We start from the raw sequence: 13,760 nt of genomic DNA, 5'->3' as shown, positions 1-13,760 counted from the left end.
GCAAACCTCTCTGTTAGCAAGACGCACTGCGGCATCGACGCGCATGGCGCACGCGGTGCCGACAACAGAGGGGCTCGTTCTTTGAACCGACATCTCGACAGCAACCTGGGGCGCGTCCTCATGGCCGCGCTGGTAGTGAGCGCGAGTCTATGGACGCCATCCGTCCAGGCACAGCAGAACACGTCCGTGCTCACCGGCACCGTGACGAACGCCGAAACGAAGAAACCCGTGGCGGACGTGGTGGTGACCGCGACCTCGCCCAGTCTCCAGGGTGAGCAGACCGTCATCACCGATGCGTCGGGTCTCTATCTGATTCCGCAGTTGCCCCCCGGCACCTATACGCTGCGCTTCGACAGCGAGGGCTTCAAGCCCTTCGAGCGCACCGACGTCGCCCTGCGCCTCAATCGCACCATCCGTCTCAACGCGGAGCTCCTCCCCGAGGGGTTCACGGTGGAGATCCAGGTGTCGGGGACTCCGCCCTCCGTGGACGTGGCCTCCACTCGCACGGGCGTGAGCGTGGACAAGGAGCTGGTCACCCGGCTCGCCACGGTGCGTCCGGGCTCCAAGGGAAGCGCGGCGCGCTCCTTCGAGAGCCTGGCCGAGTTCGCCCCGGGGGCCACCTCGGATGCGTATGGCGTGTCGCTCAATGGCACCACCTCGCCGGAGAATGGCTTCCAGGTGGATGGGCTCTCCACGGGCAACCCGGCGCTCGGCATCCTCGGCACGCCGCTGTCGGTGGAGTTCATCCAGGAGGTGAACGTCATCACCGGTGGCTTCCTGCCCGAGTTCGGCCGCTCCACGGGCGGTGTGATGACCGCCGTCACCAAGTCCGGCTCCAACGAGTTTCACGGTTCGGTCTTCGGCAATCTCACGCCGGGCGCCTTCGAGGGCACGCCCACGCGCGTGCTGCGCGAGGGCACCGTCATCACCACCACTCAGCGGCTGTGGAACCTGGGCGACTTCGGCGGCACGCTGGGCGGCCCCCTCGTCAAGGACAAGCTCTGGTTCTTCGCGGGCGTGGCGCCGTCCTTCACCCGCCGCGCGCTCGATCGCAATCTCAACGCCTTCGTGCTCGGTGAGGATGGCCGGCCCCTCAAGGACGCCAATGGCTTCTCCCGGACGGAGACCATCCCTGGCACCTTCCAGCGCTACTTCGCCGACCAGCGCTCCGTGCAGTACATCGGCAAGCTGACCTGGCAGATTCATCCGGACCATGGTCTCACCCTGTCGGTGTACGGCACGCCGGCCGGCTCGGGGGGCAACGGCCGCTTCGGCTACAACCTCGACAACGGCGCCATCGAGACGGACAACCTCAACGGCACCTACGAGGCGCTCGCCCACCGCTACAACCAGGACGCGCGCGACATCGCCCTCAAGCTGTCCTCCTCCTTCCTGGACAAGCGCGTGCTGCTGGACGCGAACGTGGGCTGGCACCACCAGACGGACGACACCCTGCCCGTGGACGGCAGTGGCATCGGCAACGGCACGGGCCTGTCGGGGCTCGCCCAGTTCAACATGCGCCGCACCGGCACCGCCGCCGCGCCCAACTACTACTCCATCAACGACTTCGAGACGCTGCCCGACCCCTCGGTGTGCGATCCCGCGGGCACGCCGAACGCCGTCCGCTGCCCGGTGTCCAGCTACTTCCTGGGCGGCCCCGGCTTCCTGCTGGACCGCACCGTGGACCGCTACCAGGCCAACGTCGTGGGCACCTATCTGCTCAACGCGCTCGGCCACCACGTCATCAAGGCGGGCGTCGACGCGGAGATCATGACCAACCGCGACTCGCGCGCCTACTCGGGCGGGGTGCTCTACAACGAGGCGACCGACGGCAAGTCCTTCGTGGACTTCCGCTCCTTCGGCTACCTCACCGGGCCGGACCAGCCCGTCTACCAGCCATTCGTCCCCACCTCCACCCGCGCCGACGCCGTGGGCGCCTTCGTGCAGGACAGCTGGAGCATCCTCGACCGCGTCACGCTCAACGCGGGCCTGCGCTACGACACCCAGACCGTGTATGGCACGGGGGGCAACGTGGCCTTCGAGCTGCCCAACCAGCTCTCCCCGCGCGTGGGGCTCGTCTACGACTTCACCCACACGGGCCGCTCCAAGCTGTTCGCCAGCTACGCGCGCTACTACCAGAACTCGGTGCTGGCCATGGTCAACTCCCAGTTCTCCAACATCACCCGCCTGACGGCCACGCGCAGCCGCGCTCCCATCCAGGGCGGCCCGGGGTGTGATCCGCTCACGCAGGCCGCGCCGTACACGGAGTGCCGCGATTCGCGCAACATCGCCGTCCCGAGCGGCACCAGCACGGGCATCAGCCGTCAGTACTCGCAGACCTTCGCCATCAACAGCCCGGTGGATCCCGAGCTCAAGCCGCAGTCCTCGGACGAGTTCGTCCTGGGTGGCGAGTACGAGGTGCTCCCGCGCGCGACGCTGGGGCTCACCTACACCCATCGCTCGATGAACGAGGTCATCGAGGACATGTCCATCAACGAGACGACCAACTACTTCATCGGCAACCCGGGCCGGGGCATCGCCGCCGCGTTCCCCGAGGCCGTGCGTGACTACGATGGTCTGTCCGTCTACCTCAACAAGGCGTTCGCGGACCTGTGGCTCGCGCAGGTGAGCTACACGTACTCGTACCTGCGCGGCAACTACTCGGGCCTCTACCGCCCGGACAACAACCAGCTCGCGCCCAACGTCACCTCCGACTTCGACCTCATCGGGATGATGGAGAACAAGACCGGCGCGCTGCCGTTGGATCGCACCCACAACATCAAGGTGTTCGGCTCGCGCGAGTTCGTGCTCTCGCCCTCCGCCAGCCTGGACGTGGGCCTGTCCTACCGCGCCAACTCCGGCGCGCCGCTCAACGTGACGGGCTCGCACTACATCTATGGCAGCGGCTTCACCTTCATCCTGCCGCGTGGCAGTGGTGGCCGTCTGCCCTGGGTGCACAACGTGGATGCGCACGTGGGCGTCAACTACAAGCTGGGCCGGGGCCTGCTGGGCACCCTCACCCTGGACAGCTTCAACCTGTTCAACTTCCAGGCCGTCACCAGCCAGGATCAGGTCTACACCCAGGACAACATCGACGCGCTCGTGGGCGGCACGCTCGCGGACCTGCCGAACGTGAAGAACCGCAACGGCCAGTCGCCCGCGCTCAACCCCAACTACCAGAAGCCCTTGTCCTACCAGCCGCCGCGCAGCATCCGCATCGGCGCGCGCGTCTCGTTCTGAGCCGGAGCCCCAGCACCATGAAGACCCAACGAATCCTCGCGTGGACGCTCCCCCTCGGATGCGCGGCCATCCTGGCCGCTTGTGGCGCCGAGCAACCCGCTCCCCAGTGCACGGTGGGCCGCGGTGACCATGCCGTGCGCTACACGCTCAAGTCGGGCTCGGGCGTGTGTGCCCAGAAGACGGTGGAAATCGTCGGCGCGCAGGCCTTCCGCACGCCCGGCTCGGGCATTCCCCCCACGCTGGCGCTCAAGCCCGCCTTCCTGTTGGTGGGCAGCGAGCCCGAAACGTCCGCGACGTCCTCGGGCGACTTCACCACGGAGTACCCCGTCGACAACCTGTGCGAGGTCCCCGGCATGTCCGAGGCCCGCCAGACGCGGGCGGGCGCGGCGCTGAGCTACCTGTGGAGCAACCTGCGCATCCAGGGCCGGGCGGCGATTCCCGGCACGCAGTGGGTGGCGGACCTGCGCTACACGGAGGGCGATTGCACGGCCACCTACGAGGCCGTGGGCGTGTTCCCGGCCATCAAGTGCGAGCGCCAGGAGAACGGCGTCATCGTGCGCGACCCGGCCATCTGCAAGCAGGCCCGGGCGGGCTCGTCGCTGGATCCGGCGTTCCCCATCGTCTGCGAGGAGAGCGCCAACCTGTGCGTGCTGGACGGTCAGCCGCCCGCGCTGGTGCCGTGAGGTAGACGTCCCTCTCGTCAGTTCCCGGGGCGGCGCTCGGAAGGGGCGCCGCCCAACTGGCAGGAGATGGGCAGGGACAGGCCCACCTCCTCGAGGGAGAAGGGGGTCTGCTCCACGGCCCCCGCGGGTGAGCACTCCACCACGGACAGGGGCGCCTGGGCCGAGCCCAGCGCGGCCGCCGTTTCCTGGACCCGCGCGACGAAGCGGCGCAGCAGCTCCTCGCGGTGGGCCTCGGGCCGCGCGACGAGGGCTTCCACGGCACCGAAGCCGAAGCGAGGCAGCTTCTTCGACTGGCGGCTGTCGGACTCCGCCTCCTGGCAGGTGCGCACCAGCGAGCCCACGCGCGCGCCCCGTGCCCAGAAGTCCAGCTCCGCCCCGAGCGGCGTCTCCAGCCAGCCCTCGAGCGCGACGAAGGCCGTGTCGTCCTCGGAGATGGACAGCTTCTTCTGGGACGCGCGGTCGAAGCGCACATCGCGGGGCCGGAACGTCACCTCGGCGCCGAGCCGTTCCTGGGCCCGCCGCTGCAACTGCTCGCATGCTCGCCGCAGGGCGGGCAGGGCCTGGGCCACTTCCTCGGCCTCGAGCGAAACGGACAGGGACACCCGGAGGAGGTCGGGCTTCACGGTGAGTTCGGCCCGGAGGGTCGAGGGCTCCCGGAAGGTGGCGGAGTATTTTTCCTTGGCAAAGGACATGGCGGACGAAGAGCTTATCCGCTGGCACTTTGTGCGGTATGGGCTCTTGGGTGGATCCCGGGGTCTCTTCACGGAAGAACGCAATGAAACGACGTCCTCCCATCTGGCCCGCGTGTGGGCTGTTGTTCTGGTCATGGGCCTCCTGTGGCCGCTCCTCGTCGTCGGAGGCCTACGCGGACTCCTCACGGAGCGCCTACTCGGCGGGTGAGCCCTCGCTGCCCGAGGGGATGACGGTCCGTCCGGACGTGCTGCTGGTGGCCTTCACCTTCCGCCACGAGGCGGAGTCCCTGGAGCAGGCGCTTCCGGGGTTGAAGCGGGCGGTGGACCACTACGTGGCGGCGGCGACGGAAGTCAGCCACGGTGGGGTCTCGGTGCGGATGGGGGAGCTCGAGTGGGTGGTGCGCAAGACCGCGTACCGGGACGTGGTGGTGCACGGGGTATTGGAGGTGGCGCTGCCCGAGTCCCTGGACTTCTGGGGCCGCGAGACGCTGGTGGCCACGCTGGCGCGGGTGGGCGAGCAGGAGGCGTCCGCGGCGGAGCGGGCGAACGCGGGGTTGATCGCGTCGTTCTCCCACCCCCGGGCGAGGCTGAAGGATCCCGAGGCGCATCGGGAAGCGCTCACGAAGCAGTGGGTGGCCCGTGCCCGGGTCTTCATCCACCAAGTGGAGTCCGAGCAGGCGCCCTTGCGGCTCGTCAGTTGTGAGCCGCCGGGCGAGGTGAAGCAGCAGCCCATCTCCGTCAACGAGGTGTCGTTGTCATTGACGGGATTGGGCTGCCGCCTGGGCCTGGCGACTCCCTGAGGCGTCGTCAGGCGGGCTCGGTGGCCTCGAGGGGAAACTCGGTGTCCTCGTCCAGGGCGCGTCGCAGCACGGATGCGGCGTCGTGGAGGAGGGGGTCGCCGTGGGCGAAGCAGACCACCTCGATGGGCAGGTGTTCGAGGATCCGCCGCACGCTCGAACGTGTCCGGGCCGGGTCATCCTGGTACTGGCTGTCGACGAAGCGCGGCGTGCCTGCCTCGTCGTGGGTGAGGAGGTCCGACAGGAAGACGACGCTGCGGGGCCGCTCCAGCCAGAGCGTGTACATGGCGATGGCGGGCCCTGGCGTGTGGTAGGCCACGAGACCTCCGGGCAGGGTGTCTCCCGCGCCGTAGGTGACGTCCGCGTTGTCCTCCAGGCCGTACGCCTGCTGGGGGGCCCAGACCGGAGCGCCGAAGACCTTGCGCAGGTGCCACGCCGCGCGCTGATGGTTGCCCGCGGTGAGCACGATGGCTTCCACCGGGCCGAGCTCCCGCAGCGCCTCCTCCTTTATAGGGAGCGGATCGATGAGGGTCACGGCACCGTCCTCGGCCACGACGGCGTAGGCCTCGCTGCTCACTCCGCCAATCCGGTCGTCCTGGACACTCCACCGGTAGAGACCTGGAATGACCTGCTCGACTCGCTCGGCTCTTTCCTTGGGTTGGCTCATGTGTGGAAAGATAGGCACCCCGTCCATCCGAGCAGGACCGCCCGGTTGCCTGAACGCTCCTGGAGCGGGGAGTCCTGAACTTCTGGCAAGGGGCTCCGCCGCCCCCAGCTTCGAGGGAGGTCAGGAGGCGAGGCCATGCGGTGGATCCGTTCTCTCGGTGCGGGGTGGTTGGAGCGGTTCGTGGCGCGCTCGGTGGCGCCGCCCCATCACCGCCGGGTGCGGCAGGTGTTCCTCGTGGCCCTGGGCGGCATCTATTTCATCGCCTTCACCTCGCTGGGGCGGCAGGTGCTGGGGCTCTATGGCTCGCGCGGCATCCTCCCGGTGCGAGAGGTGTTCGACTCGCCCCGGTTGAACGCCTTGGGACGCCGGCGCTACCTCCAGGTGCCCTCGGTGTTCTGGTGGGGTGCGTCGGACACGGCCCTGGTGCGGGGCATCCGTGTCGGGCAGGCCCTGTCGCTGGCGGTGATGGCGGGCCTCGTGCCCCAGCCGGCCCTGGCGGTGTTGTGGGCCCTCTACCTGTCCTATGTGTCGGCGGGGCGGGAGTTCCTGTCCTTCCAGTGGGATGCGCTGCTGCTGGAGATGGGGCTGCTCGCGATCCTCACCGCTCCGGTGGGCTTGAGGCCCGGTCCGGGACGCCGGGAGCCCTCCGCGCTGGAGGTGGGGGCTTGGCGGGCGCTCGCGTTTCGTCTGTACCTGGGCTCGGGGTTGTCCAAGCTCCAGTCCGGGGACGAGACCTGGCGCCAGCTCACCGCCTGCGACTTCTACTTCGAGACCGCGCCGCTGCCCACGCGAGCCGGTTGGTATGCGCATCAAGCGCCGCCCCGTCTGCGGAAGGCCGCGACGTTGAGCGTGCTCGTGTTGGAGACGGCGGTGCCATTGCTCGTCTTCGCCCCGAGGCGGGTGCGGTTCGCGGGCCTCGGGCTCCTGTCGGCGTTGCAGGGCATCATCTTCGTCACCGGCAATTACGGCTTCTTCAACGTGCAGGCGCTCGCGCTGGGCCTGTGGTTGCTGGATGACGCGGCCCTGGCACGCGGGTGGCCATCCACGCCTCCGCCGAGGCCCCGGCCGCTCTGGCGGACGGGGGTGGATGCGCTCGCGGTGGCGCCCCTGCTCGCCCTGGGGGCGAGTGAGTTGTTGGCCCGCCTCCAGCGACCGCCTCCCTTTCCGCGGTGGCTGGAGGCGCTGGAGCAGGGGTTGCGTCCCCTGCGCGCGGTGAATGGGTATGGCCTGTTCTCGGTGATGACGGTGCAGCGGCCGGAAATCACCCTGGAGGGCTCCGAGGACGGACGGACGTGGCACGCCTACACCTTCCGCTACAAGGTGAGCGCGTTGGAGGCGGCACCCCGGCAGGTGGCGCCCCATCAGCCGCGACTCGACTGGCAGATGTGGTTCGCGGCGTTGGGGTCTCCGCCGAACTGGCTGCTCGCCCTGGTGCTGCGGCTGCTCGAGGGCTCACCCGAGGTGCGGAAGCTCTTCGCCCACGCGCCTTTCGAGGGGCGGCCGCCCCGCTACGTGCGCGCCGTGCTCCATGATTACCGGATGACGGATCGGCGGACGCGAGCGGCTACCGGGGCCTGGTGGACGCGCGAGCGGCTGGGGCTCTACCTGCCGCCGCTGAGTCTGACTCCCGCGGGAGAGGGGTCCCGGCTCCAGTGGTACGCGGGCGAGTGAATCCTCAGCGCGCGGGTTTGGGCGGGCGCGAGGACTCGGCCGGGGGAGGGGGCCGCGCGGTGGGCTGGGTGTCCGAGTCCCCATAGACGCCCCGGTATTCCGGAGGCAGGAGCGCGGCCACCCGCCGCATCATCGCGTCGGCGAGCGCCTGACGGGTGTCGTTGGCCCCCTGCGTCTCGGCGGTGAGTTCCTCCACGAAGAAGGGGGCGCCCAGGCGGACGGTGAGATGGGCGCGGCCCACCTGTTCCCGGCCCATGTCCCGGTCGTCGATGGGCATGAAGCGCTCGGTGCCGGTGAGGGCCACGGGGACGATGGGCACCCGGGCCCGCCGGGCGATGAGCGCGGCGCCCTGCTTGGCCTGGAGGAGCGAGCCCGTGCGGCTGCGGCCTCCCTCCGGGAAGATGAGGACCGAGTGGCCCGCCTTGAGGGTTTCCACGGCGCGCTTGAGGGGCTCGATGTCCGCCGAGTTGGGGCGGATGAAGATGGTGTGCACCACCTCGGTGGCCAGCCGGGTCATCACGGTGTCGCGCAGCTTGATGCCCGCCAGGAAGTACACCCGCCGGGGCCGCAGTGCCCGGTCGAGCGTGAAGCCGTCCGCGTTGGACAGGTGGTTGCAGATGAAGAGGCAGGGGGCGTCCGGCACGTTCTCCCGTCCCACGACGTCGAGGGTGGTGCGGTGGGCCCAGACGGTGTCCATCAACCGCCGGACGGCGGCCCGGCGCGGACGCGAGGGAAGCAGGGACAGAAGAGTGAAGACATGGTGGATCACGGCGTGCTTTCCCCCGCCACGTGGGGCCCTCGGGCCAGAGCGGTCCCAGAGGGAAACCCCGCCGGGTCGGGGGCGCATTCCAGGAGGGACGGGGCACTCGTGGGCACCTGGGGCGCGGGGGCTTGCCAGGAAGGCGAAGCGGACGTATCGAAATACATCCCCGTCCCGCGCCGTTCGTCAGTTCGCCGTGACGCTTGTCCGCTCCCCTGCCTCCGAGCACCGCCCGATGCCTGTCCGTTGCCTGCTCCTGATGTCCCTGCTTGTCCTCGGGGCCTGCCGTTCCGCCCCGGCGACCCTCCTGCTCGCCGTGTCCGAGGAGCGGCCGTTGCATGCCGCGGGGCAGACCGTGGTGGTGCAGGCGACCGCGCTCGACGCGCAAGGCGAGCGGGTGGAGGAGCCCAAGCTGCGGTGGATCAGCTCCGCGCCGGAAGTGGCCTCGGTGGAGAACGGCGTGGTGGTGGCGCGCCGCTCTGGACGCACCACCATCGCCGCGGCGGCGGGCAAGGCCCGGGCCTCGGTGGAGGTGCAGGTGTCCATTCCCAGCATGCTGGACATCCGGGTGGATGGGGCGGACTTCCTCCTGGCGGGCAACTCCATCGCCATCTCCGCGGTGGTCCGCAACGAGCTGGGCAAGCCGCTCCAGGACGTGCCGCCGCAGTGGTCCTCCAGTGACGAGTCGGTGGCGCGAGTCGAGAACGGGCGTCTGATCGGCGTGTCGCCCGGCCGGACCACGGTGACGGTGACGGTGCCGCCGCTCAACCGCAACCTGGCGGTGCAGGTGGTGCGCTCGGACTTCGCGCGGATGGAGGTGGAGCCCACGCACCTGGTGTTCGGCAAGCCGGGGCAGAAGCAGCAGCTCCGGGTGCGCACCTTCAACAACCGCAGCGTGGCGGTCACCGACGTGCCCGTCACCTGGTTCAGCTCCGACTGGTCGGTGGCGACGGTGTCTCCCACGGGACAGGTGACCGCGGTGGGGCCGGGACGCACCGTGGTGACGGCCACCGCGGGCCGGCGCAAGGCGGCGGCCGAGGTCGTCTTCGACGTCAAGACGGCCAGCCGTTAGGCGTCGGGTTCAGCTCCGGCGGGACGGCGTCCGGCCAGGGGCCTTCTGGGGGAGCAGCGTGGCGAGCTGGAGCAACACCCGCAGCGAGCGGGGAGACAGCTTGCGCGCGCGCTCGAGCATCCGTCCCAGGTGCCTGGCCTCCGGGGACTGGAGGACGGGCGCGCGAACCCGGGGCAGGGCGACGGCGGGGTGGACGGTGCCCAGCATCCGGTCCGCGGACAGGTTCAACGTCACGCACAGCTTGCGCAGGGTGAAGATGCTGGGGGAGACGGTGCCCCGCTCGAGGCGGCCGTACACCTCGGTGGCCATGTCGAGCCGGGCCGCCACGTCCTCCTGGGTGAGGCCCTGACGCAGGCGGGACTCGCGAGCGGCGGTTCCAATGGCGTGTCGCAGGGACTGGGTGAGCGAGTCCGGAGGCATGATGGCGGGCACGAGGGGACGGTGGGCGGAGGGCCCCTGACTACTTCAAGGGCGCCTTGCCACCCTTCCTGGAAGGAGGCGGTTGGCTCGCGGCGGGATCCGGCGGGCACGGCGGTGTCGGGCCCTGGACGGGCGGCAGCAGGGTGAATTCCACCCGGCGGTTGAGCGCCCAGTTCGCCTCGGAGTCATTGGCGGCCAGCGGGCGGCTGCGGCCAAAGCCCGCCGAGCACAGCCGCTCCACGGCGATGCCGCTGTCGAGCAGGAAGTTCATCACGCTCGCGGCGCGGCGGCGCGACAGGTCGAAGTTGTAGGCGTCGCTGGCCCGCGCGTCGGTATGGGCCTCGACGAGCACGCGTTGAATCTCCTCGTGCCGGAGCATCTCCTCGGCCACCTCCTCGAGGATGGGGAAGGACTCGGGGAGGATGACGTCCTGGTCCGTGGCGAAGTGGACCTGGTCGAGCACGATGATCTTGTTGCCCTCGACGCGCGCGAGCGGGCAGCCATTGCGGCCCCGAGGGCCCGCCGGGAGGGTGGGGCAGGGGTCGAGCCGATCCACCACGCCATCGCCGTCCTCGTCCGTATCGGGGCAGCCGCCGTTCTCCACGGTGCCGGCGACGGTGGGGCACCGGTCGGCCTCGCCGATGACGGAGTCTCCGTCTGGATCCACGTTCGGAGGCGGCAGGGGCGGGGGCTCGGGAGGCTCCTTGAAGCGCTCGATGGCCTCCCACTCGCGCGTCTTCGCGGGCACCCAGATGAGGGAGGTGAAGAAGCGCAGGGTGGGCGCGGTGAGCGAGCAGCCGCACCCCACGCCTCCGCCAACGGTGAAGGTGATGCCCAGGCCGGTGTACCAGCGCAGGCCCACGAGCACCTCGGAGGGCAGTTGCCGCAACTGGGTGGGGAGCTTATCGAGCAGCGTGCTGCCGGTGAACATGCCCACGGCGGTGATGCCGGTGCCGCGCAGGATGGGCACCTCGGCGCCGGCGCCGAAGTTGGCGGCGTTGCCCCACTGCACACCGGCGAATTGAGCCTCGGGGCGCAGCCACAGCCCGGCGTTGAGCGCCAGGAGGATGCCCGACTCGAAGCGGTAGTCCGCCATCAGCACGGGATTCCAGGTGACCGAGCCGTCACTGGCGAAGGCGTCCTGGAGGCCGGTGGGCAGGTTCATGCCGAGACTGAGCGCGGCGCCGAAGCCCGAGCCGTCCGGTGCGCGGCGCAGGCCGGGGATGGCCACCTTGCCCATGAGGCGCAGGTCCGCGGGGGTGAAGGAGCGGATGAAACCCTCGGAGCCGATGGCCTCCAGGTTGTCCGAGTTCTGGAGGAGGACCAGGGGCATGTCGACGCCGAACTCCACCCAGTCGAAGAGGCCCACCGAGGCCATCACATCCAACTGGAGGCGGTTGTTCACCACCCCGAGCGCCTTGGCGTCGGTGCCGGAGACGACGAGCACCAGCGGGTTCAACGACAGGTTGAGGTAGGCCCCGCCGGAGACGGACAGGTGCGAGAGGGGGCGCGATTGGCCGACGCCGACCAGGTCCTGAGGAGCGCCGAAGGGGCGGAAGGCCTGGATGTCGAAGCGGGTGTCCTGGGCCGACGCGGGAATCGCCAGCAACAGCCCGAGGACAAGGGCGATCCACCGGCTCATGCCGTCCCCTGGCGGCGCCGGGCGAGGAACACGGCCACGATCAACAGGGCGAGGGCCATGGGGGCGCCCTGGGCCGTGACGCCGCAGCACGGAGCGCCGCCCGCGGCCTCGGTGCCGGGCTTTCGCCGGCCGGGCTCGCACTGTTGGGTGAGCGCCGAGCAGAACTGGGTGCCAATGCAGTCGCTGCTGTCGTTGCACGAGGTCGTGCAGACGTTGAGGGCGGTGTCACAGGTGCCGCCGCAGGGGCAGTGGGCATCCGCGAAGCACTGCACGCACGCATCGCCGAGGCATACGGTGCCCTCGCCGCACGTCACCGCGCAGGTGGTGGCCACGCAGGAGTGGGTGGAGGGGTCGCACGTGCCACCCGGGCCGCAGTCGGCGTTCTCGCGGCAGCCCACGCAGGAACTGCCGGTGGTGGTGCCGTCGGTGAGGCAGAAGGGAGACTCGGAGGGGCAGGCGCCGCAGCGCGCGCCGCAGCGCTTGTCGGTGGTGCATGAGGCGCACTCGCCACTGATGCAGAACTTGCCGTCACCGCACTCGAGGTCCGAGCGGCACGCGACGCACACCTGGCCGTCCATGCAGTAGGGACGATCCGAGGGGCACTTGGAGCATTGAGCGCCGCAGCGCTCCGAGGTGTTGCACTCGGGGATGCTCTCCACGCACCGGCCGTTGGCGATATCGCAGCGCTTGCCATCGGCGCAGTCGCCGTCGTTGGAGCACTCCACGCAGGTGGGCGAGGCACCCGGAGTGGGCGCCGCGCACTTGAGACCCCCGGGGCAGCAGTTGCAGGAGGTACCGGCGCAGCTGTCCTGGGCCGAGCAGGCCTGGCAGGTGTTGTCGACGCAGCTCTGTCCGCGAGCGCAGTGGGCATCGGTGACGCACTCGCGGCACTCGTGCGCTTCGGTGTCGCAGTGCTGACCATTGGAGCACTGCGCGTCGGTGTTGCAGCCTCGGCACTGGTTGGTGTCCGGGTCGCAGCGGCCATTCGGGCAGTCCGAGTCGTCCGAGCACTCGACGCAGGTGAAGGTGCCGTTGCGGTTGATGCACTCGGGCGTGGATGCGCCGCAGGGCGAGCAACTGGGTCCACAGAAGCGGCCCGAGTCACAGGGAGCACACAGCGCTGCGCCGTTGCAGTAGTAGCCCGGGTCGCAGCCGTTGTTGCTAGCGGTGTTGGCGTACTGGCGGTTGCACTGCTGGCACTGGTTCGGATCCGGGTAGGACGGGCGCCCGCTCTCGGTCTGATAGAATTTCGTGGGGGCGAGGAGGGTGAAGCCCTCGTCCTTCAACTTCACGATGGGAGGGGCATTGGCGGCCCTCTGGAAGTCAGAGAAGTTTCCGACCAGTACCGATAGCTCCAGCGCGGCGTGTTCAGAGATCTCGGCGTGGAGTACTTCCACGCTGTAGAGGCCCGGATTGATGAAGGTGACGCTGTTGGTGGTGCGCCACGTGGGCTCTCCCAGTTTCGGAGGCCGGTTGATGACCGTGTAGGGAATGGCCTGACCGTCATAGATTGTGAGCGCCACGGCATCATCCGCGTAGATGCCGAAATGGACTGGCAGGCCCACCATGTCCGGAGTGACGTTGAGGTAGCCCCGCAGCCGCATGCCGAAGGACGCGTTCTTCACGACGAAATCGCAGCCACCCTCCGGGCAGCCCGGCACGGAATTCTCGAAGTCGCCGTAGCTCAACCTCGACTGAGATTGATTGTTGTTCGAGAGATCGAACGGCGTCCGGAGCACCGCGGTGGCGCGGTTATTCGGATTCGACGCGTTGGCGGCCGTATCGAGGAAGGTGTTGAGCGTTCCGATGAAGCTGGCTCGCCTCTGCTGAAAATCCGCGGACACATTCGTCGAGATACGCGACGCCGAGCACAACCCGGTTCCCTCTTGCGCGGGCGAGTCGGCCACGGGAGCCCCCCTGACAATCAGGGGATCCAGTGGCAGATCCTCGACGTCCTGAGCCCACGCCCCGGGAGCGAGGGCCACCATCAGCATCGCCACCAGGGCGGCCAGTCTTCGGGAGGGATATTCGGACACGGGGCAGCAGGATTCCCCGACCAACCTCTATGGTCAAGTAACGGCCGGGGATTCTGAATGGGGGCAGGTACGGAAGCTTA

General features: G+C 69.4%; 11 protein-coding genes. 5 read left to right on the top strand and 6 right to left on the bottom strand.

Features of this window, described 5'->3' with window-relative positions:
• Positions 1–81 precede the first annotated feature (81 nt).
• A complete protein-coding gene (locus tag MEBOL_RS13230; protein ID WP_095977774.1) occupies positions 82–3,240 on the top strand; it encodes a TonB-dependent receptor domain-containing protein in 3,159 nt (1,052 codons plus the stop codon).
• A gap of 17 nt (positions 3,241–3,257) precedes the next feature.
• The gene (locus tag MEBOL_RS13225) at positions 3,258–3,923 is read left to right on the top strand and encodes a hypothetical protein (RefSeq protein WP_095977773.1); all 666 of its coding nucleotides are present in this window, start codon (positions 3,258–3,260) and stop codon (positions 3,921–3,923) included.
• A 17-nt stretch (positions 3,924–3,940) separates the two neighbouring features.
• On the opposite strand, the gene MEBOL_RS13220 is transcribed toward MEBOL_RS13225, so the two are convergent.
• Positions 3,941–4,615: an SIMPL domain-containing protein gene (locus MEBOL_RS13220; protein ID WP_095977772.1), complete on the bottom strand. Its 675-nt coding sequence runs from the start codon at positions 4,613–4,615 to the stop codon at positions 3,941–3,943.
• 83 nt (positions 4,616–4,698) lie between these two features.
• On the opposite strand from MEBOL_RS13220, the gene MEBOL_RS13215 reads away from it, so the two are divergent.
• Positions 4,699–5,415 carry a hypothetical protein gene (locus tag MEBOL_RS13215; protein ID WP_157774926.1) on the top strand — a complete coding sequence of 239 codons (717 nt, stop codon included), beginning with the start codon at positions 4,699–4,701 and terminating at the stop codon, positions 5,413–5,415.
• A 7-nt stretch (positions 5,416–5,422) separates the two neighbouring features.
• Here the strand turns inward: MEBOL_RS13215 and MEBOL_RS13210 are convergent, their stop codons facing one another.
• Positions 5,423–6,079 (bottom strand): MBL fold metallo-hydrolase, encoded by a 657-nt coding sequence (locus tag MEBOL_RS13210; RefSeq protein WP_095977770.1) that lies wholly within the window; start codon positions 6,077–6,079, stop codon positions 5,423–5,425.
• Between the two features lie 135 nt (positions 6,080–6,214).
• On the opposite strand from MEBOL_RS13210, the gene MEBOL_RS13205 reads away from it, so the two are divergent.
• A complete protein-coding gene (locus tag MEBOL_RS13205) occupies positions 6,215–7,750 on the top strand; it encodes a lipase maturation factor family protein (protein ID WP_095977769.1) in 1,536 nt (511 codons plus the stop codon).
• Between the two features lie 4 nt (positions 7,751–7,754).
• Here the strand turns inward: MEBOL_RS13205 and MEBOL_RS13200 are convergent, their stop codons facing one another.
• Positions 7,755–8,519: a lysophospholipid acyltransferase family protein gene (locus tag MEBOL_RS13200; RefSeq protein WP_095977768.1), complete on the bottom strand. Its 765-nt coding sequence runs from the start codon at positions 8,517–8,519 to the stop codon at positions 7,755–7,757.
• A gap of 226 nt (positions 8,520–8,745) precedes the next feature.
• Here MEBOL_RS13200 and MEBOL_RS13195 point away from each other — a divergent pair, with 226 nt between their 5' ends.
• Complete coding sequence (locus MEBOL_RS13195; RefSeq protein ID WP_095977767.1) at positions 8,746–9,582, top strand: Ig-like domain-containing protein; 837 nt, start codon at positions 8,746–8,748, stop codon at positions 9,580–9,582.
• Between the two features lie 9 nt (positions 9,583–9,591).
• Here the strand turns inward: MEBOL_RS13195 and MEBOL_RS13190 are convergent, their stop codons facing one another.
• The 3 genes from MEBOL_RS13190 to traA are packed head-to-tail and all read right to left on the bottom strand — an operon-like array spanning position 9,592 to position 13,680.
• Positions 9,592–10,002: a helix-turn-helix domain-containing protein gene (locus MEBOL_RS13190; protein ID WP_095982751.1), complete on the bottom strand. Its 411-nt coding sequence runs from the start codon at positions 10,000–10,002 to the stop codon at positions 9,592–9,594.
• Between the two features lie 40 nt (positions 10,003–10,042).
• Entirely contained in the window at positions 10,043–11,644 is a 1,602-nt protein-coding gene (traB, locus tag MEBOL_RS13185; protein WP_095977766.1) for an outer membrane exchange protein TraB, read from the bottom strand.
• A complete protein-coding gene (gene traA, locus MEBOL_RS13180) occupies positions 11,641–13,680 on the bottom strand; it encodes an outer membrane exchange protein TraA (protein WP_245919717.1) in 2,040 nt (679 codons plus the stop codon). Before traA ends, traB begins: the two co-directional genes overlap by 4 nt.
• Positions 13,681–13,760 lie beyond the last annotated feature (80 nt).

It is taken from the genome of Melittangium boletus DSM 14713, from assembly GCF_002305855.1.
In the GTDB taxonomy this organism is placed as follows: domain Bacteria; phylum Myxococcota; class Myxococcia; order Myxococcales; family Myxococcaceae; genus Cystobacter; species Cystobacter boletus.
This window is presented reverse-complemented; position numbering and strand designations above follow the sequence as displayed.